This window comes from Nocardia ninae NBRC 108245 (assembly GCF_007990755.1).
Classification (GTDB): domain Bacteria; phylum Actinomycetota; class Actinomycetes; order Mycobacteriales; family Mycobacteriaceae; genus Nocardia; species Nocardia ninae.
The window spans coordinates 94,102-112,733 of record NZ_BJXA01000013.1 but is presented as its reverse complement, the minus strand read 5'-3'; the positions used below and the strand labels follow the sequence as shown (position 1 = coordinate 112,733).

General features: G+C 67.7%; 17 protein-coding genes. 14 read left to right on the top strand and 3 right to left on the bottom strand.

The window, feature by feature from the left end; translation table 11 throughout:
- Positions 1-139 precede the first annotated feature (139 nt).
- The gene (locus NN4_RS12720) at positions 140-1,066 is read right to left on the bottom strand and encodes an RNA polymerase sigma-70 factor (RefSeq protein ID WP_147130125.1); all 927 of its coding nucleotides are present in this window, start codon (positions 1,064-1,066) and stop codon (positions 140-142) included.
- Between the two features lie 168 nt (positions 1,067-1,234).
- Here NN4_RS12720 and NN4_RS12715 point away from each other — a divergent pair, with 168 nt between their 5' ends.
- From NN4_RS12715 to NN4_RS12650, 14 genes are all read left to right on the top strand, one after another.
- Entirely contained in the window at positions 1,235-1,720 is a 486-nt protein-coding gene (locus NN4_RS12715; RefSeq protein WP_147130124.1) for a carboxymuconolactone decarboxylase family protein, read from the top strand.
- Positions 1,721-1,900: 180 nt separating this feature from the next.
- The gene (locus NN4_RS12710; protein WP_147130123.1) at positions 1,901-2,533 is read left to right on the top strand and encodes a tetratricopeptide repeat protein; all 633 of its coding nucleotides are present in this window, start codon (positions 1,901-1,903) and stop codon (positions 2,531-2,533) included.
- Between the two features lie 64 nt (positions 2,534-2,597).
- The gene (locus tag NN4_RS12705) at positions 2,598-4,085 is read left to right on the top strand and encodes a dolichyl-phosphate-mannose--protein mannosyltransferase (protein WP_246180846.1); all 1,488 of its coding nucleotides are present in this window, start codon (positions 2,598-2,600) and stop codon (positions 4,083-4,085) included.
- A 167-nt stretch (positions 4,086-4,252) separates the two neighbouring features.
- On the top strand, positions 4,253-5,269 hold the full coding sequence (locus NN4_RS12700; RefSeq protein WP_246180838.1) for an ABC transporter substrate-binding protein: 1,017 nt from the start codon (positions 4,253-4,255) through the stop codon (positions 5,267-5,269).
- A gap of 11 nt (positions 5,270-5,280) precedes the next feature.
- A complete protein-coding gene (locus tag NN4_RS12695) occupies positions 5,281-6,093 on the top strand; it encodes a siderophore-interacting protein (protein WP_147130120.1) in 813 nt (270 codons plus the stop codon).
- A 70-nt stretch (positions 6,094-6,163) separates the two neighbouring features.
- The gene (locus tag NN4_RS12690; RefSeq protein ID WP_147130119.1) at positions 6,164-6,526 is read left to right on the top strand and encodes a DUF6221 family protein; all 363 of its coding nucleotides are present in this window, start codon (positions 6,164-6,166) and stop codon (positions 6,524-6,526) included.
- Positions 6,527-6,635: 109 nt separating this feature from the next.
- Positions 6,636-8,978, top strand: coding sequence for a bifunctional salicylyl-CoA 5-hydroxylase/oxidoreductase (locus NN4_RS12685; RefSeq protein ID WP_147130118.1), 2,343 nt, complete (start codon positions 6,636-6,638; stop codon positions 8,976-8,978).
- Positions 8,979-8,983: 5 nt separating this feature from the next.
- Positions 8,984-9,763: an SDR family NAD(P)-dependent oxidoreductase gene (locus NN4_RS12680; protein WP_147130117.1), complete on the top strand. Its 780-nt coding sequence runs from the start codon at positions 8,984-8,986 to the stop codon at positions 9,761-9,763.
- Between the two features lies 1 nt (position 9,764).
- Complete coding sequence (locus NN4_RS12675) at positions 9,765-10,307, top strand: MarR family winged helix-turn-helix transcriptional regulator (RefSeq protein WP_246180837.1); 543 nt, start codon at positions 9,765-9,767, stop codon at positions 10,305-10,307.
- Complete coding sequence (locus NN4_RS12670) at positions 10,307-11,158, top strand: enoyl-CoA hydratase family protein (protein ID WP_147130116.1); 852 nt, start codon at positions 10,307-10,309, stop codon at positions 11,156-11,158. Before NN4_RS12675 ends, NN4_RS12670 begins: the two co-directional genes overlap by 1 nt.
- Positions 11,159-11,160: 2 nt before the next feature.
- On the top strand, positions 11,161-12,327 hold the full coding sequence (locus NN4_RS12665; RefSeq protein WP_147130115.1) for an acyl-CoA dehydrogenase family protein: 1,167 nt from the start codon (positions 11,161-11,163) through the stop codon (positions 12,325-12,327).
- A 35-nt stretch (positions 12,328-12,362) separates the two neighbouring features.
- Entirely contained in the window at positions 12,363-14,000 is a 1,638-nt protein-coding gene (locus tag NN4_RS12660; RefSeq protein ID WP_147130114.1) for an AMP-binding protein, read from the top strand.
- Positions 13,997-14,425 carry a RidA family protein gene (locus NN4_RS12655; RefSeq protein ID WP_147130113.1) on the top strand — a complete coding sequence of 143 codons (429 nt, stop codon included), beginning with the start codon at positions 13,997-13,999 and terminating at the stop codon, positions 14,423-14,425. The genes NN4_RS12660 and NN4_RS12655 overlap by 4 nt, the downstream gene beginning before the upstream one ends.
- 5 nt (positions 14,426-14,430) lie before the next feature.
- Positions 14,431-16,008, top strand: a complete 1,578-nt coding sequence (locus NN4_RS12650; RefSeq protein ID WP_186818381.1) for a carboxylesterase/lipase family protein — start codon at positions 14,431-14,433, stop codon at positions 16,006-16,008.
- A gap of 6 nt (positions 16,009-16,014) precedes the next feature.
- On the opposite strand, the gene NN4_RS12645 is transcribed toward NN4_RS12650, so the two are convergent.
- Positions 16,015-17,001, bottom strand: coding sequence for an ABC transporter ATP-binding protein (locus tag NN4_RS12645; protein WP_135236438.1), 987 nt, complete (start codon positions 16,999-17,001; stop codon positions 16,015-16,017).
- Between the two features lie 195 nt (positions 17,002-17,196).
- A complete protein-coding gene (gene rox, locus NN4_RS12640; RefSeq protein WP_222595042.1) occupies positions 17,197-18,621 on the bottom strand; it encodes a rifampin monooxygenase in 1,425 nt (474 codons plus the stop codon).
- Positions 18,622-18,632 lie beyond the last annotated feature (11 nt).

Sequence of the window (18,632 nt, the reverse complement as noted above, 5' to 3'; positions counted from 1 at the left end):
GTGTCGCCACGGGACGCTGTTCTGTCATCGAGGTGAATGTCACTTCAGTGCCCGAGCCCGCAACCACAGACCACGACGGCCCGGCGCCGCCGGTCCTCGGTGGACACGGCGGCGCCGGGCCGTCGATACGCGAAAACGATCAGCGTCGCAACGCGGTCTCCCGCTCCATGTGCGAGAACTTCTCCGGATTACGCACGGAGTAGAGCCCGGTGACGAGCCCGTCGTCGATGCGCAGCGCGATGACGCTGTCGACCGCGCCGTCGTGCCGGAGCAGCAGCGCCGGGGAGCCGTTCACCTGCACCGGCTCGATCGTCATCATGGCGCGGACCCGTGGCAGGCCGATGGACAGGAAGCGAGCGACCCGGGCGGCCCCGATGACGGGTTGCAGCGCGGCCTGCTTGATACCACCACCGTCGCCCAAGAAGACGACATCCGGCGCGAGAATATCGAGCAGACCCTGCATATCACCGGTTTCGACGGCCCGGTGGAAAGCATCGAGCGCGCCCTTGGTCTCGGCTTGGGAAACCACCCCGCGCGGTCGGCGCGCGCTTACGTGAGCGCGGGCCCGGTGGATGATCTGGCGCACCGCGGCCGGGGTCTTGTCGACGGCTTCGGCGATCTCCTCGTACGGCAGATCGAACACTTCACGGAGCACGAACACGGCCCGCTCGGTGGGCGCGAGCGTCTCCAGCACCAGCATCATCGCCATCGACACGCTCTCGGCCAACTCGACGTCCTCGGCCACATCGGGCGCGGTCAGCAACGGTTCGGGCAGCCACTGCCCGACGTAGGACTCCTTGCGACGGCCGAGGGTGCGCAGCCGGACCAGCGCCTGACGGGTGGCGATCCGGACCAGGTAGGCGCGCTGATCCCGCACTGTGTCGAGATCGACCCCGGCCCACCGCAACCAGGTCTCCTGCAGCACGTCTTCGGCGTCGGCGGCCGAGCCGAGCATCTCGTAGGCGACGGTGAACAGCAGATTGCGATGGGCGACGAAAGTGGCGGTGGCGTCCGGGCGATCGCCCTCGCGGCGATCTTCGGCCGGGTGCTGCGACGTGCCTGCCATGGATGACTCCTCTTCGCTCTCGACTGTGTCACGCACCAGACACCGGGGCCCACGGTTTTGTGACACCTGAAGCTTGTGTCACACGTCACGGCACCGCGCCTGTCACACGGACCGACCCCTCGGCATCTCATGGTCGTTCAGTTCAACACCACCAGTGAGGACCCAGTCATGGAACCCCGTATCGACCTGTTCAGCACCGAAATCGGCAGCAAGATCGCCAAGCGGTTCGCCAACGTCGGTCTGACGATCCAGCAGTCGCCGCTGCCGAAGTCCACCCAGGAACTGGTGTCGCTGCGCGCGAGCCAGATCAACGGCTGCGGCTGGTGCATCGACGCCCACACCAAGGACGCCGCGGCGGCCGGGGAAACCTCGGTCCGGCTGCATCTGGTGGCCGCCTGGCGCGAGGCCACCGTGTTCACCGAGGCCGAGCAGGCCGCGCTCGCGCTCGTCGAAGAGGGCACTCGACTCGCCGACGCCCACCAGGGTGTGTCCGACGAGACGTGGGCCCAGGTACGCAAGCATTACGACGACGACCAGACCGTCGCACTGGTCGCGCTGGTGGCCATGATCAACGCGGCCAACCGGCTCGCGGTGATCGTGCACCAGAAGGGCGGGTCCTACGAGCCGGGCATGTTCGCCACCATGGCCAACTGACCCGGGCGGATTGCGGCCCGGCTCAGGATCATTCGATCCGGGCCGGGCTCGCGCCGTTCGGCAGGTGATCGGTGGATGATCGAAAACTTATGGGTGCAGGTAGGGATCGCGCGATGCTCTAGCTGAGCTCCGCGATCCGAACGAGCGGCGCGCACCCGTCTTTGATCAGGTAAGGCCGAGATGACAGAGCACCCGTCCATCTATTCCGCGCTCGACGACCAGCCGAAGCCGAAGCAGCACACCGCCGTCCGGTCGTTACGGCCACGGGCGGTGGCCGGGATCGTGGTAGCGGCGCTGGCCGCGGCAGCGATGGTGGGAGCCGTCGCGACCTTGCCGTCACTGCCCGGCATCGCGACCGCGGAGGCGTCGGGAACCACCTCCGACAGGTTCTACGCACTGCCGGATCTGGCGAAAGACAGTTTCACCGACGGGGATATCGAAGCGGCCCGCGACTACGCGCAGGAGCTGCTGGCGATGGCGCCCGGGTTCCGCGACAACTGGAATTACGGCAACGCCATCCACGACGCCAACATGGTGCTCGGCCGAATCGCTTTGCGCGAGGGGCGCGTCCACGACGCCAAGGGGCACCTGCTCGCCGCAGGCAACAGTCCCGGCTCGCCGCAGATGGACACCTTCGGACCGAACATGAGCCTGGCCAAAGACCTGCTGGAGCACGGTGAACGCCAGGTCGTCCTGGAGTATTTCCAGTTGTGCCGCAGGTTTTGGGAGATGCACAACGGCCGCCTGGACCGGTGGAGTCAACTCGTCCTGATCGGGGTTGTCCCTGATTTCGGCGCGAATTTGGTCTACTGAATCGACCCTTGCGTAGGGTCGGGTGGTGGTCGGTTCGGTGCTCGAGCGGTGGTCGGCTCGTCCGATAGTCAATCCGTCGGGGCCGAAGCTCGCAGCCGATTCGGCTGATACCGCACGCGGTTGGTGGGTCACCGCGGTGCTGACGCTGCTCGCGGCGGTGACACGTTTCGCTGGGCTCGGCTCGACGACCGACGCCGGGGTGCCGGTCTTCGACGAGAAGTACTACGCGTTGCAGGCCTGGGAGATGCTGCACAACGGGATGGGCATCGAAGACAATCCCGGGTACGTGGTCGTGGTCCACCCACCGGTCGGGAAGCTGCTGATCGCCGTGGGCGAGGCGCTGTTCGGTTACACACCGCTGGGGTGGCGGTTCTCGGCGGCGGTGGCCGGAACTCTGCTGGTGCTGTTGGTGATTCGGATCGTCCGGCGGCTGACGCGCTCGACGCTGATCGGTGCCATCGCCGGAATCCTGATGATCGCCGACGGCGTCACGTTCGTCTCGTCGCGGATCGGCATGCTCGATATCTTCCTGGCGGTGCTGGTCACCGGGGCGTTCGGCTGTCTGATCGTCGATCGCGACGAGGTCCGAGCGCGAATGGCGCAGGCCGAGGGCCGGATTTCGTTGTCCGCGTATGGGCCTCGCCTCGGCGTGCGCTGGTGGCGGTTCGGCGCGGGCGTGCTGCTCGGGTTGGCCTGTGGCACAAAGTGGTCCGGCGCGTATTTCCTGGTCTTCTTCGTAATCCTGTGTCTGGGTTTCGATGCCGCCGCGCGGCGGCACTACGGAGCGCGGCGCCCGTTCCTCGGCACGATCGTGCGCGACGCGGCACCCGCGGCGTTCGCGCTGGTCATAGTGGCGCTGGGCGTGTACTTGGCGTCCTACGCGGGATGGTTCGGCAGCGAGACCGGGGTGAACCGACATGCCGTCGCGGGCGGCGGGTTCTTCTCATTCGTCCCAGAAACGTTGCGCTCCTTGTGGTTCCACCACGCCGCCATGCTGGACGTGCACACCCATCTGACCAATTCCGCCGGGTACCGCCATCCGTGGGAGTCGAAGCCGTGGACGTGGCCGATGGGCTTGCGGCCGATGCTCTACCACTTTCCCGAGCCCGCACAGACCACCGGATGCGGGCAATCGGAGTGTGTGCGCGCGATCATGCTGATCGGCACGCCCGCCATCTGGTGGCTGGCGGTGCCCGCCCTCGGTTGGGCGCTATGGCAGTCCATCACCCGCCGCGACTGGCGCTACATCGCGGCCCTCACCGGCTACGCGGCGGCCTGGCTGCCCTGGTTCGCCGTGCTCGACCGGCAGATGTACTACTTCTACGCCACCGCCATGGCCCCCTTCCTGATCATGCTGGTCGCCCTGGCGCTCGGGCAGATCCTCGGCCGCGCGACCGATCATCGCGAACGCCGCGACACCGGCCTGCTGCTGGTCTGCCTATATCTGGGGTTGGTCGTCGCGAACTTCGCCTGGAACTACCCGATCCTCGCCGGGCTGCCGATCACCGTGTCGAGTTGGCAGCAGCACCTGTGGCTGCCGAGTTGGCGCTGAGGTCTGCACCACAGCCGCGCAGTCCGCCGGTCCGGGATGGTCTGGCCCGGTCATCTTCCGCAGCAACAGCATTGGCCCGAGATCGGCACACCCCACCGCTCCGCCCGTGATCAACCTCATTCAGGTTAGGCTTGCCTAACCGGCGATGGGTCGTTCTAATGGCCGCCATGGACACAATCCATATCTCCCGCCGCCGCCTGCTCACGACCGCCTGCGCAGTCGGGCTCGGCGCCGCTGTCACCGCGTGCACCGGCCGGCCCGCCGACGAGCAGTACACCGGACCGGGCGGCTGGTCGTTCACCGATGATCGGAACAACACCATCCACACCAAGGAGGTCCCGTCCCGCATCGTCGCGTTCGCCGGCTCCGCCGCGCTGCTGGCGGACTACGGCCTGCAGGACCGCATCGTCGGGGTCTTCGGTGAAACACGCACGACAGCAGGCGAACCGGCGCCCCTGGCGGGTGATCTCGACCTCGGCAAACTGACCGTGCTCGGCAACAACTGGGGCGAGTTCAACGTCGAGAAGTACGCGGCGCTCGAACCGGATCTCCTCGTCACCGACATGTATGTGCCCGACCGGCTCTGGTACATCCCGGACGAGAGCAAGGAAAAGATTCTGGCGATCAATCCGAATGTCGCCACGGTACGCATCGCACGCCGGACACTGCCGGAGATCATCGCGCGCTACGCCGAGCTCGCGCGCACACTCGGCGCGGACCTGAACGCGCCCAAGGCAACCCAGGCCAAATCCCGATTCGACGCCGCGTCCCAGGCGATCCGCGAGGCCGCCGCGCAGCAACCCGGCCTGCGCGTGATGGCTGCCTCCGCCGCGCAGGGGATCTTCTACGTCTCCGACCCGCGAATGTCCACCGACCTGCGCTATTTCGCGGAGTTGGGCGTCGACATGGTCACCCCGGACAACGTCACCCCGGACGGCTTCTTCGAGGAGCTCAGCTGGGAGCACACCGACAAATACCGGGCCGACCTGATCCTGCTCGACCGCCGTTCCGGCACGTTGTCGCCGGAAGCGCTTGCCGCCAATCCGGTCTGGCGCGGCCTGCCCGCGGTGCGGGCCGATCAGGTCGTCGGCTGGCAACCGATCTTCCGGTTCTCGCACGCCGGTGTCGCACCGTTGCTCGAGGATCTGGCCGACGCCGTCCGCCGCTCCGGCAAAGTGACCTGACAAGGATTCCCATGCGCGCCCAGCCTTTTCGTTTCTTCGAGAACGTGCCGGTCCTGCGGACCGAACTGCTCAGCCCGTCCCAGCTCCGCATCGTGTTCGGCGGTGCGCCGTTGGAGGGCTTCGCCAGCGGCGGCCGCGATCAGAGCCTGTCGCTGTTCCTGCCCCACCCCGGCCAGCAAAGGCCCTGGGTACCGGTCGACGCCGGGGACAACTGGTTCGCCGAATGGCGGGCCGCCGACCCGGCCGTTCGCGCGGTGATGCGCGCCTACACCGCGCGCGAACATCGGCCCGACACTGCCGAATTGGATATCGACTTCGTCCCGCACGCCGACGGCGGACCGGCCGCACGCTGGGCGGCGCGGGCGCAGCCGGGCGATCGGGTCACCATCCTCGGACCATGCGACAGCGACAACCGCAGCGTCGCCTTCCGCCCGCCCGGCGAGGCCGGCTGGGTCCTGCTCGCCGCGGACGAGACGGCATTGCCCGCGACGGCAAGCATCCTCGAATCGCTGCCCGCCGGCACCGTCGCCAAGGTCTGGATCGAGGTCCCGCACCAGGCCGATCGCCGCGAACTGCCCACCGAGGCAGACGCCGAGATCACCTGGCTGGTGCACGAGGACCGCGACCGTGGCCGCATCGTGCACGCGGTCCGCGCCGCCGCACTCCCGGAACGGCGGCCCTACGCGTGGATCGCCGGCGAATCCGGCGTCGTCCGCGCCCTGCGCCGCCACCTCGTCACCGAACGACGGATCCCTAAGGCGGATGTGACCTTTCGCGGCTACTGGCGCCTCGGCGCCACGGAGGACGACCTGCGCAACGAATGACGCCGCCGGTCCATCCCGGTCCTCCTTTCGACCGACGCCTACCCTGCGCACCCGTATCTACCGTGAATTCATGAAATCCCTGGCGCATTTCGTACGAGCCCGCATTCTGGACGACGAAGCCGAGGCGCGCGCCGCCGAGCACCGAGGCGGGCAAGGCCCTTGGTCGAGCCGGCGCATCCTCGCCGAATGTGCCGCCAAACGCGCGGTATTGGCGGCGTTGGAACGCGATCACAAGAAGAAGGCAGAGGAAGACGACTGGTCCTGGCTGGACGAAGAAGCCGCGTTCTCCTGGTTGTTCGGCGATTCGAAAGCCGACGAGTCCAAGAAGCTGGCCAAGGAGATCCTGCGGGCCTTGGCGCAGCCGTACGCCGATCACCCCGACTACCAGCAGGATTGGTTCGCCAGCCCGCGGCGCATCCGCAGACCCTGGTAGGCGTCATGGCGTGACACCGCCGCACACAGCTCCCCGATCCGGTGAAAATGCTTTATGCCTAAAGCTTTAGTTGTAAAGTACTGGCTACCGCGACTTCTGAGGAGAGCGCATGAAGGTCGTGTGCATCGGCGGCGGACCCGCCGGCCTGTACTTCGGGTTGCTGATGAAGCAGCTCAACGCCGATCACGAGGTCACCGTGGTCGAACGCAACCGCCCCTACGACACCTTCGGCTGGGGCGTGGTCTTCTCCGACGCCACCATGGAGAACATGCGGGTGTGGGATCGGGCCACCGCGGACCGGATCCAATCGGCGTTCAACCACTGGGACGACATCGAGTTACGGTTCAAGGGCCGCGTGCTGCGCTCCGGCGGGCACGGCTTCGTCGGCATCGGCCGCAAGAAACTGCTGAACATCCTGCAGGCGCGGTGCGAAGAGGTCGGGGTAAAGCTCGAGTTCGATCGAGAGGTCAACTCCGCCAACGAGTTCCCCGACGCCGACCTGATCGTCGCCGCCGACGGCATCTCCTCCAAGATCCGCGGCGAGCACCGGGACGTCTTCGTGCCCGACCTCGTGACGCGCCCGAACCGCTACATCTGGCTCGGCACCGAGAAGCCGTACGACGCTTTCACTTTCGACTTCGTCCAGACCGAACACGGTTGGATCCAGGCGCACATCTACAAGTTCGACGAGAACACCAGCACCTTCATCGTCGAGGCACCGGAGCGCGTGTGGCGCGCACACGGCCTGGACCAGGCCCGCCCGGACGAGTCGGTGGCGTTCTGCGAACGGCTGTTCGCCGACAACCTGCAGGGCGAGAAGCTGATGACGAACTCCCGTCACCTGCCGGGCTCGGGGTGGCAGAACTTCCAGCGGGTCAAATGCGAGAAGTGGTGGCTGCAAACCGGAAACAGCCACGTGGTGCTGATGGGCGACGCCGTACACACCGCCCACTTCGCCATCGGCTCCGGCACCAAGCTGGCGCTCGAAGATGCCATCGAACTGGTCCGCCAACTCGGCGAACACGGCGACACACCGGCGGACCTGCCCGCAGTTCTCGAGCACTACCAGCAGATCCGCTCGATCGACGCGCTCCGGTTACAGAACGCGGCTTGGAACGCCATGGAGTGGTTCGAGGTGTGCGGCGAACGCTATTGCGACCAACTCGAACCCGAGCAGTTCATGTACTCGATGCTCACTCGCAGCCAGCGCATCAGTCACGAGAATCTGCGGCTGCGTGACAAGGGCTGGCTGGAGAATTACGAACGCTGGTTCGACGCACGGGCGGGAATCTCGCGCACCGCCGAAGAGCCTTCCGTCCCACCGATGTTCACGCCGTACACGGCCCGGTCGGTGACGCTGAAGAATCGAGTGATCGTCTCGCCGATGGCCCAGTACTCCGCCGTCGGCGGCGTCCCCAGCGACTTTCATCTGGTGCACCTCGGCGCCCGCGCGCAAGGCGGTGCCGGGCTGGTCTTCGTCGAGATGACCTGCGTCAGCCCGACGGGCCGGATCACGCCCGGCTGCCCTGGCTTGTACACCGACGAACAGCAACAAGCATGGCAGCGCATCGTCGACTGGGTACACGACAACTCCGACGCGAAAATCGGCCTGCAGATCGGTCATTCGGGCGCCAAGGGCTCCACCCGCCGCATGTGGGACGGCATCGATCAACCGCTCACCCCCGACGACGACGAGCCGAACTGGCCGTTGATCTCGGCCTCGCCGCAGCAATACCTGCCCGGCATCAGCCAGTGGTCACGGGCGATGACGCGGGCCGACATGGACGAGGTGACAACACAATTCGTCGACGCCACCCGCCGCGGTGCCGGGGCAGGCTTCGACTGGCTCGAATTGCATTGCGCGCACGGCTATCTGTTGTCGAGCTTCATCTCACCGCTCACCAACCAGCGCACCGACGCCTACGGCGGGTCGCTGGCGAACCGGCTGCGCTATCCGCTGGAAGTGTTCAAGGCAGTGCGGGACGCCTGGCCGACGGAACTGCCTATGTCGGTGCGTATTTCGGCGCACGACTGGGCCGAGGGCGGCATCACCCCGGCCGACGCCGTCGAGATCGCGCGGTGCTTCAAACAGGCCGGTGCCGACCTGATCGACTGCTCCTCGGGCCAGGTGACCAAGCAGGAGCAACCGACCTTCGGGCGGATGTGGCAGACACCGTTCGCCGACCGGGTGCGCCAGGAGGCGGGCATCCCCACCATCGCGGTCGGCGCGATCTCCGAGGCCGACCACGTGAACAGCATCGTGGCCGCCGGTCGCGCCGACCTGTGCGCCATCGCCCGCCCGCATCTGGCCAACCCGGCCTGGACCCTCACCGAGGCGGCCAGGATCGGCTACACCGAGCTCGCCTGGCCCAAGCAGTACGGCGCCGCCAAGCGGCAATTCGAGGCGAACATCCAGCGCCAGCAGGCCGCCGCGGCGGCGGGGAAAGGATGACCGGCATGGCCGAGCCCGGTCTTGCCGATCGGCACGCGTTCGTCACCGGCGGCTCCCGCGGCATCGGCGCCGCCATCGCCCGCAGGCTCGCGCACGACGGCGCCCGCCTCACCCTGGTGGCGCGGGATCTGGCGCGCGCCACCGAAACCGTTGCCGGGCTGCCGAAGTCGGCCCAAGCGCTCGCCATCGCGTGCGACGTCACCGATCCGGCCGCCGTCACCGCCGCGTTCGACCAAGCCCGCGAGCTACACGGCGCGGTCGACATCCTGATCAACAACGCCGGTCAGGCGGCCAGCGCACCGTTGGCACGCACCAGCGACGAGCTGTGGCAGCGCATGCTCGCCGTCAACCTCACCGGCACCTTCCTCTGCACCAGGAACGCGGTGGCCGACATGCGCGCGACCGGGCGGGGCCGGGTGGTCAACGTCGCCAGCACCGCGGGCCTGCGCGGCTACCCGTACGTCACCGCGTACGCGGCGGCCAAGCACGGCGTGATCGGGCTGACCCGCGCACTGGCACTGGAACTCGCGGGCACGCCGATCACGGTGAACGCGGTCTGCCCCGGCTTCACCGACACCGACCTGTTGCAGGAGAGCGTGACCCACGTGATCGAAACCACCGGCCGCAGTGCCGAAGCCGCGCGCGCCGCCTTCACCCGGCACAACCCGCAGGGCCGGCTGATCGAGCCGGACGAGGTCGCCGACACCGTCGCCTGGCTCTGCTCGGACGGCGCGGCTTCGCTGACCGGACAGTCGATTTCAATCAGCGGCGGGGAGGTGATGTGAGGTGACCACCCACCCGGAGCTCGGCGACGAACGCATCGGCATGGAGGCCCGCACCATATCCGGCGACCACCTCGATGTGCGGCTGTGGCTGCGACTGCTGGCCACCACCAACGAGATCGAGCAGGAGATCCGCACCCGGCTACGGACGCGGTTCGCCACCACGCTCCCCCGTTTCGACTACCTGGCCCAGCTAGACCGGCACCACGACGGCCTGCGGATGAGCGCGCTGTCCCGCTATCTCATGGTGACCGGCGGCAATGTCACCGGCCTGACCGATCAGCTGGTCGCCGAGGGCTGGGTCGACCGGGTTCCGGACCCGATCGACAAGCGCGCGACGCTGGTCCGGCTCACCGACCTCGGCCGCGCCCGCTTCGACGAGATGGCCGCCGAACACGAACGCTGGCTCACCGAGATGTTCGCCGGGTTCGGCCGCGGCGACGAGCAGGCGCTGTTCGACCTGCTCGGCAGGCTGCGCGTCCACCTCGCCGCGACGGCAGACCACGCCGACAACCACGCCCCACTACCGAACCACCGGGACCGCTGATGACCCAGAACCTCGACCCCGCCCTGCGCGCCGCCAACCGCACGACGCTCGCCGACTACGCGAGCACCCACTTCCGCTGGCAAGTGCGCGAGGGTGTCGGCACGATCGTGCTCGACCGCCCGGAGCGCAAGAATCCGCTGACCTTCGACTCCTATGCCGAGTTGCGAGATCTGTTCCGCCGCTTGGCCTATGCCGACGATGTCACGGTGATCGTGCTGCACGGCGCCGGGGCGAACTTCTGCTCCGGTGGCGACGTGCACGACATCATCGGCCCGCTGATCGCGCTGCCCGCGCCGGAGCTGTTGCGGTTCACCAGGATGACCGGCGACCTGGTCAAAGCGATGCGGGCCTGCCCGCAACCGATCGTCGCCGCCGTCGACGGAGTCTGCGCCGGGGCCGGCGCGATCCTCGCGATGGCGTCCGATCTGCGCGTCGGCACCGCCCGCAGCACCACGGCGTTCCTGTTCACCCGGGTCGGGCTCGCCGGGTGCGATATGGGGGCGTGCGCGATGCTGCCGCGGATCATCGGACAGGGTCGCGCCTCCGAGCTGCTCTACACCGGCCGCGCGATGACCGGCGACGAGGCGTACGCGTGGGGGTTCTTCAACCAGCTCGCCGAACCGGAGGACGTGCTCGACGCCGCCGGGCAGCTCGCGCGCCGCCTGGCCGAGGGGCCGACCTTCGCCCAGGGCATCACCAAAACCATGCTGCACCAGGAGTGGTCGATGACGGTGGATCAGGCCATCGAAGCCGAGGCCCAGGCCCAGGCCCTGTGCATGCTCACCGAGGATTTCGCGCGCGCCTATCACGCGTTCCGGGCCAAGCAGCGCCCGAAGTTCGAAGGGAACTAGCGATGACCGAAGAACACTGGGACTGGCCCTTTTTCGAGGACGAGCACCGGAAACTGGCTGCCACACTGCGTGCTTGGGCCGCCGATCAGTTGGCCGAGGGCGGTGGCGCCGATCTCGATGATCGCTGCCGTCAGCTGGTTCGTGCTCTCGGCGATGCGGGTTGGCTGCGACACGCCGTCGCCGGAACCGAGTTCGGCGGAATTCACGACCGGATCGACACGCGCACAGTATGTCTGGCGCGCGAGATACTGGCCGAGCACGACGCGCTCGCCGACTTCGCGTTCGCCATGCAGGGACTCGGCTCCGGCGCGATCAGTCTCGCGGGCACCGAGGAGCAGAAGCGCCACTACCTGCCCGGGGTGGCCGCCGGTACGGCGATCGCGGCGTTCGCGCTCTCGGAGACCGACGCGGGCTCCGATGCCGCCGCGCTGTCGTGCGCCGCACGCGCCGACGGCGACGAGTTCGTCATCGACGGGGAGAAGACGTGGATCTCCAACGGCGGTATCGCGGACTTCTACGTGGTCTTCGCCCGGACGGGGGAAGACAAAGGCGCACGGGGCATCTCGGCGTTCCTCGTCGACGCGGACAACCCCGGCCTGCACATCGCCGAACGGATCGACGTGATCGCCCCGCATCCGCTGGCCCGGCTTCGTTTCGACGGCTGCCGAATACCCGCTACGAAACGACTCGGCGAAGCGGGTGCGGGATTCGGCCTCGCGATGCGCACCCTCGACATCTTCCGGACCTCGGTGGCGGCCGCCGCCGTCGGCTTCGCCAGGCACGCCATGGCCGAGGCGCTCACCAGGGTGACGTCGCGGCAGATGTTCGGCGGCGTACTGGCCGACTTCCAGCTGACCAGGTCCGAACTCGCGCAGATGGCCACCACGATCGACGCGACCGCCCTGCTCACCTATCGCGCCGCCTGGCAGCGCGACCAAGGACGATCCGTCACCCGTGAGGCCGCCATGGCGAAGATGGCCGCGACCGAAGGCGCCCAACGGGTTATCGACGCCGCCGTCCAGATGTGGGGCGCCCTCGGGGTGGTCCGCGACCGGCCGGTCGAGCGGCTCTACCGCGACATCCGGGCCCTGCGCATCTACGAGGGCGCCACCGAGGTGCAGCAGCTGATCATCGCCCGCGAACTCCTGCGCGACACCGCGAACACCTGACCCACGATTTTCCTTCTCTCCCACAAGGTTCGACCATGACAAGCGCGCACCTCGATACCTTCGCCCGTGACAACCTGCCCCCGCTCGAACAGTGGCCGGACCTCCTGTTCGACCTGCCCGAACTCCAGTTCCCGGCCCAACTCAATTGCGCGAGTGAACTACTTGAACGCCACCTGACCGACGGCAACGGCGACCGCCTGTGCGTGCAGGCGCCGGGTGGACCGCGGTGGACCTACGCGGACCTGAACGACCGGGCCAACCGCATCGCGGCGGTGCTGGTGCAGGACATGGGCTTGGTGCCGGGCAACCGGGTGCTGCTGAATGCCCCGAACACGCCCATGCTCGCGGCCTGCTGGTTCGCCGTCGTGAAGGCGGGTGGCATCGCCGTGACGGCCATGCCGCTGCTACGGGTCAAGGAGCTCACCCAGATCGTCGAGAAGGCGCGAATCACGCACGCGCTCTGCGATGTCGCACTGTCCGCCCGGATCGAGGCGGTAGCGGCAACGTGCCCGACGCTCGACCGGGTCCGCTACTTCCACAGCACCTCCGACGACGGGCTCGAAGCGTTGATGGCCCGCCACGACGGCCGGTTCGACACGGTGGCCACCGCCGCCGACGACGTCTGCCTCATCGCCTTCACCTCCGGCACCACCGGAGTTCCCAAGGCCACCATGCACTTCCACCGCGACGTGCTGGCGATCTGCCACTGCTTCCCGCAGCACATCCTGCGCCCGGCACCCGACGATGTGTTCATCGGCAGCCCGCCACTGGCCTTCACCTTCGGCCTGGGTGGGCTGCTGCTGTTTCCGATGTCGGTGGGCGCCTCGGCGGTGCTGCTCCAACAGGCCACTCCCCCACTGCTGCTCGACGCGATCACCGAGTTCGGCGCGACCGTGCTGTTCACCGCACCCACCTCCTATCGGATCCTCGCCCGCTACGACCTACGCGGCACCTCGCTGCGCAAATGCGTCTCGGCGGGCGAACCGCTGCCGCCGAGCACCCGGGCCCGCTGGCGCACCGCCACCGGCCTCGAGCTGATCGACGGCATCGGCGCCACCGAGATGCTGCACATCTTCATCGCCGCCGACGAGGCGCATGCCCGGCCCGGCGCGACCGGTCTACCGGTGCCCGGATATCAGGCGCGCATCGTGGACGAGGCGGGAAACACGTTGGGCCCCGGCGAGATCGGACTGCTCGCGGTGCGCGGGCCGACCGGCTGTCGCTACCTCGCCGACGATCGGCAGACGGTCTATGTGCGCGACGGCTGGAATTACACCGGCGACGCCTACTCGATCGACGTCGACGGCTACTTCCACTATCAGGCGCGCTCCGACGACATGATCGTGTCGTCCGGCTACAACATCGCCGCACCCGAGGTGGAGGACGCGCTTGCCGGGCATGCGGCGGTGGTCGATTGTGCGGTGGTCGGCGTGCCCGACGAAGATCGCGGTCAGATCGTCAAGGCGTACGTGGTGTTGCGCGCGGAGGTCGAGGCGAACGACGGGATGGTGGCGGAGTTGCAGGATTTCGTGAAACAGGCGGTGGCCCCGTACAAGTATCCGAGGGCCATCGCGTTCGTCGATGCCCTGCCGCGCACCCCGACCGGCAAGCTACAGCGCTTCCGGCTGCGGGAACCCGCTGCGGTGCAGAGTGATTCGGGAGCCGACGAATGAGGGTATTACAGCCGCCCGGCTGGCCACGTCCGCGGGGGTACGCCAACGGCGTTGCCGCACGCGGGGAATTGGTGTTCGTGGCCGGCATGATCGGCTGGGACGCGGACGGCGTGATCCGGTCGCCCGATATCGCCGACCAGGCGCGCCAAGCGCTGCGCAATGTCGTGGCGGTGCTCGCCGAGGCGGGCGCGCAGCCCGCGCACATCGTGCGAATGACCTGGTACGTCACCGATGTCGACGCTTACGTGCAAGCTTATCGGGAGATCGGGGTGGCCTTCCGGGAGATCATCGGCAGCTTCCAGGCGGCGATGACCGCGGTGGAGGTGAGTCGCCTCGTGGAAAAGGACGCCAAGGTCGAGATCGAGGTCACCGCGGTAATTCCGGACCCGCCGGACCCCGATGACGTTCCGGCAGAGCAGGAGTGAGTTTCGTGGGAGTTGTCGTCACCACCACCGCGGGTGCCGTCGAAGGTCGCCGGGACGGCGAACTCTCGGTATTCAAGGGCATCCCGTACGCCGCAGCACCGGAGGGGCCGCTGCGCATGCGCGCCCCTGCCCCGCCCGAAAGCTGGGACGGCATCCGACCTGCCCTCCAGTACAGCGTCGCGCCGCCGCAGTTGCCGCTGACGCCCGGCACACCGCCGTTGTGGCGGCCAGCCGACGGACTCGACTGCCTCAGCGTGAACGTCTGGACGCCGGGCGGCACCGGCGACCGGCTGCCGGTGCTGGTGTGGATCCACGGCGGCGGCTGGAAAGCGGGCTCCTCCAGCGACCCGGCGCACGACGGCGCGACGCTGGCCCGCGGCGGCGTCGTCCTGGTGACGTTCAACTATCGGGTCGGCTTCGAAGGCTTCGGCTTCGTCCCCGGCCATCCCGCCAATCGCGGCTTCCTCGACCAGACCGCCGCGCTGCGCTGGGTGCACGACAATATCGCCGCCTTCGGTGGCGACCCGGGCAATGTCACCCTCTTCGGCGAATCCGGCGGCGGACTGTCCATCGCCGCACTGCTTTCCGCGCCGGCCGCCCGCGGGCTGTTCCGGCGCGCCATCGTGCAGAGCCCGGCGGCCCGCCTGCTGCCCGAGCACGAGGCGCAGCGGATCGCCGAGCTCACCGCCGCCGCCCTCGGGGTCGCGCCGGCCGAGCTGGCGACGCAGCCACCGCTGGCGCTGCTGTCCGTGCAGGACGAGCCGCTCGCCGCGATGGAGGCCGACCCTGGCGCGTGGACCACGCCGGAAGCGATCACCGCCTTCACTCCCGTGATCGACGGCGTCACCGTGGTGGACAAACCTTGGCTCGCGCTCGGCTCGGGTGTCGCCCGCGACATCGACCTGATCACCGGGTCGACCCGCGACGAGTTCACCCTGTTCGCGTTGAGTCGCGGGCTGATCAAACCCAGTGCATCAGCGATGATCAAGGCGCTGCCGACTTTCGCGCGCATCACCGCCCACGGCATGCGCAGCCACGGACTACCGAAGGCGCGCCGTCCGACACCGCTGCGTACGGTCGACTTGTCCACCACCGCAGTGCATCTCGGCCTGCCCGCCTCGGCACCGGCCGCCTATCGGGCGGCGTACCCGGGCTCGACGGACGCCGAGCTCTACGTGGTCATGTATTCCGACGCCATGTTCCGGATGCCCGCGATCTGGCTCGCAGAGGCGCACACGGCCGCGGGCGGGCGCAGTTACGTCTACGACTTCGCCTGGGCCAGTCCGGCTTTGGGTGGCGCGCTCGGCGCCTGTCATGTGGCGGATATTCCGGTGACCTTCGGCAATACCGACAGTCCGCTCGCCTCGTTCGTGCTCGGCGGCGCCCGACCCTCGGAGAGCCTGCTGCGACTATCCGAGCAGCTGCGGTCCTCGTGGATCTCCTTCGCCACGGACGGCGACCCCGGCTGGCCCGTGTTCACCACCGACGGGGCACTGACGCGAATTTGGGATACCCCGCCCATGGTGGCGGCAGACCCCTTGGCGGCGTCCCGGCAGATCTGGCAAGGACTTTCGGGCCGCTGACCTCGGTCAGTTGTCTTTGCGGTCGAGTGATTCGCGGATCGCCGCTTGGGCGGCGTGCGGCAGGGTGTGCATGATCTCGCGGACCCGCTCCTTGCGGCGCAGCACCGCCTGACGCACCGGCATACCCGGTTGCGCCTGCATCTGCGGAATGATGCCCTCGACCTCCTGGGCGCCGCCGTCGTGGTGCCCGGCGTCGAACATCGCCTGCTCGCGCGCCATCTGGGCCTCGTCCTTCTCCTCGGACATGCCGATCGGGCCCTGCATGCGACCGTTGAGGAACTGCTTGACCACCGGCTCGTCGGAGGTCAGCAGCACCTCGCGCGGGCCGAACATGACCAGCTGACGGCGAAAGAGCATGCCGATATTGTCCGGCACGGTGCGGGCCAGATTGATGTTGTGCGTGACGATCAGGATCGTCGCGTCGATCTGCGCGTTGATGTCGATCAACAATTGGCTCAGGTACGAGGTGCGCACCGGGTCCAGGCCGGAGTCCGGCTCGTCGACGAGGATGATCTGCGGGTCGAGCACCAGGGCGCGAGCCAGACCCGCGCGTTTGCGCATACCGCCGGAGATCTCGCCGGGTAGCTTGTTCTCATCACCCAGCAGACCGGTCAGCTCCAGTTTCTCCATGACGATGTTCTTGATCTGCGACTCCGACTTCTTCGTGTGCTCACGAAGGGGGAACGCGACATTGTCGAAGAGGGTCATCGAGCCGAACAGCGCGCCGTCCTGGAACAGCACGCCGAACAGTTTACGAATCTCGTAGAGCTCCTTGTTGGAGCAGCGCATGATATCGGTGTCGCCGATAAAGATCGCGCCGCGTTCCGGGCGCAGCAAGCCGATCAGTGATTTCAGAAAGACGGACTTACCGGTGCCCGACGGGCCCAGTAGCGCGCTCACCTCGCCGTACGGCAGCGTCAGTGAAACATCCTGCCAAATGCGCTGCGCACCGAATGATTTCGTACAACCTTCAGCCCTGACGGCGACGCCCATGCTAGACCTCCATCGAATTCCGACGAGAATCCACCGGCGTTACCTGACGCACCCGACATCTCGTACTGGACCGTCGATCTACTGTAAACCGGCATTGCGGCGGGCAAGAGCCGATTCCGGCAACCGGTGCGGTGCGCAGATGTAGTGCGGCGACAGGTCTGGCAACTTATCGCGACGGCCGGTCGGCCCGTGAAATCAGTTGGCGGTCTTGCCGAACCAGCGGGCGAGGTGCTCGTCCAGGTCCTGCTGGTGCTCGCCGATCCAGGCGACGTGGCCGTCGGGCCGGAGCAGGATGGCTGGAACATCCAGTGCTGCAGCGGGATCCGCGATCAGATCGACGCGGTCGGACCAGCCGTTGACGGTCAGCCGCTCGGTGCGGTCGAGCACCAGGCCACGGCCCTGACGCAGCCGATCGTAGAGGCGGCCCTGTTTCAGGTCGATATCGGGCAGCCGCCTGCCGAGCAGGTCGGGGCCCGCGCCGAAGTCGTAGCGGAGGCCGATCGCGGTGATCTTCTCGATCAGGTAGCGGTTCACCTCGTCGAAGTCCATCAGTTCGGTGAGCAACCTGCGCACGGCCTGCGGGCCCGGTTCGGTGGACAGCAGTTGCGTCTGAGCGCGGGTGTTGTCCAGAACGTCTGCGGCGACCGGATGACGTTCGCCCTGGTAGGTGTCCAGCAGCGTTTCCGGTGCCCAGCCGCGGATCTGTGCGGCCAGTTTCCATCCGAGATTGACCGCGTCCTGCAGGCCCAGATTCAGCCCCTGACCCCCGATGGGTGGGTGAATGTGCGCCGCGTCGCCGGCCAGCAGCACCCGGCCGATCCGATAACGCTCGGCCAAGCGGGTGGCATCGCCGAAGCGGGACAGCCAGCGCGGGGAATGGAGGCCGAAATCCGTTCCGGCGATGGCACGCAGCTGTTGTTTGAAGTCGTCGAGGGTGGGCGGTTCCGCCCGATCGCTTACTCCCGCAGCGGGGACGACGACGCTATAGACCCCTTCGCCGAAGGGCCGCATCATGAATCGCCGATCGATCTGGTGGATTTCGGCCATCTTAGCGGCGATTTCCTCCTGCGGCACAACCACTTTCAGCTCACCCATCAGCGTCTCGGTTCGGGCGGGTTCGCCGGGGAAGCCGACGCCGAGCAGTTTGCGCACCGTACTGCGGGCGCCGTCGCAGCCGACGAGGTAACGCGACCGGAGGCGCTCGCCGTCGGCCAGTTCGACGGTCACGCCCGCATCGTCCTGCTCGAAAGCGACCACCGCAGCACCGCGCCGGACCTGCGCACCGAGTGCGGTCGCATGTTCTTCGAGTTGGTGTTCGATGACCGGCTGCGGGATGCCCAGCAGATAGGCGTACGCGGAATCCAGGCCTTCGGGCGCGGGTTTGCTGATGGCGGCGAAGATTCCGCCTACCGAGCGCTGTCTTCCACGTTCGAGTAGCCGATCCAGCAGTCCGCGCATCGCCATCAGTTCGAGACTGCGCATGTGCAGGCTGACTATTCGGACAAACGCCGTCGGCTCTGTTTCCTTCTCCACAACAAGTACCCGTACATCGTGCAGCCGCAGTTCGGCGGCCAGCATCGCACCGGTCGGCCCGCACCCGGCAATGATCACATCGAACATGAACCACCCAA

Coding starts and splice junctions, on each gene's coding strand:
- NN4_RS12720 (WP_147130125.1), bottom strand. CDS start 1,066: ATGGCAGGCACGTCGCAGCACCCGGCCGAAGATCGCCGCGAGGGCGAT.
- NN4_RS12715 (WP_147130124.1), top strand. CDS start 1,235: ATGGAACCCCGTATCGACCTGTTCAGCACCGAAATCGGCAGCAAGATC.
- NN4_RS12710 (WP_147130123.1), top strand. CDS start 1,901: ATGACAGAGCACCCGTCCATCTATTCCGCGCTCGACGACCAGCCGAAG.
- NN4_RS12700 (WP_246180838.1), top strand. CDS start 4,253: ATGGACACAATCCATATCTCCCGCCGCCGCCTGCTCACGACCGCCTGC.
- NN4_RS12695 (WP_147130120.1), top strand. CDS start 5,281: ATGCGCGCCCAGCCTTTTCGTTTCTTCGAGAACGTGCCGGTCCTGCGG.
- NN4_RS12690 (WP_147130119.1), top strand. CDS start 6,164: ATGAAATCCCTGGCGCATTTCGTACGAGCCCGCATTCTGGACGACGAA.
- NN4_RS12685 (WP_147130118.1), top strand. CDS start 6,636: ATGAAGGTCGTGTGCATCGGCGGCGGACCCGCCGGCCTGTACTTCGGG.
- NN4_RS12680 (WP_147130117.1), top strand. CDS start 8,984: ATGGCCGAGCCCGGTCTTGCCGATCGGCACGCGTTCGTCACCGGCGGC.
- NN4_RS12670 (WP_147130116.1), top strand. CDS start 10,307: ATGACCCAGAACCTCGACCCCGCCCTGCGCGCCGCCAACCGCACGACG.
- NN4_RS12665 (WP_147130115.1), top strand. CDS start 11,161: ATGACCGAAGAACACTGGGACTGGCCCTTTTTCGAGGACGAGCACCGG.
- NN4_RS12660 (WP_147130114.1), top strand. CDS start 12,363: ATGACAAGCGCGCACCTCGATACCTTCGCCCGTGACAACCTGCCCCCG.
- NN4_RS12655 (WP_147130113.1), top strand. CDS start 13,997: ATGAGGGTATTACAGCCGCCCGGCTGGCCACGTCCGCGGGGGTACGCC.
- NN4_RS12645 (WP_135236438.1), bottom strand. CDS start 17,001: ATGGGCGTCGCCGTCAGGGCTGAAGGTTGTACGAAATCATTCGGTGCG.
- rox (WP_222595042.1), bottom strand. CDS start 18,621: ATGTTCGATGTGATCATTGCCGGGTGCGGGCCGACCGGTGCGATGCTG.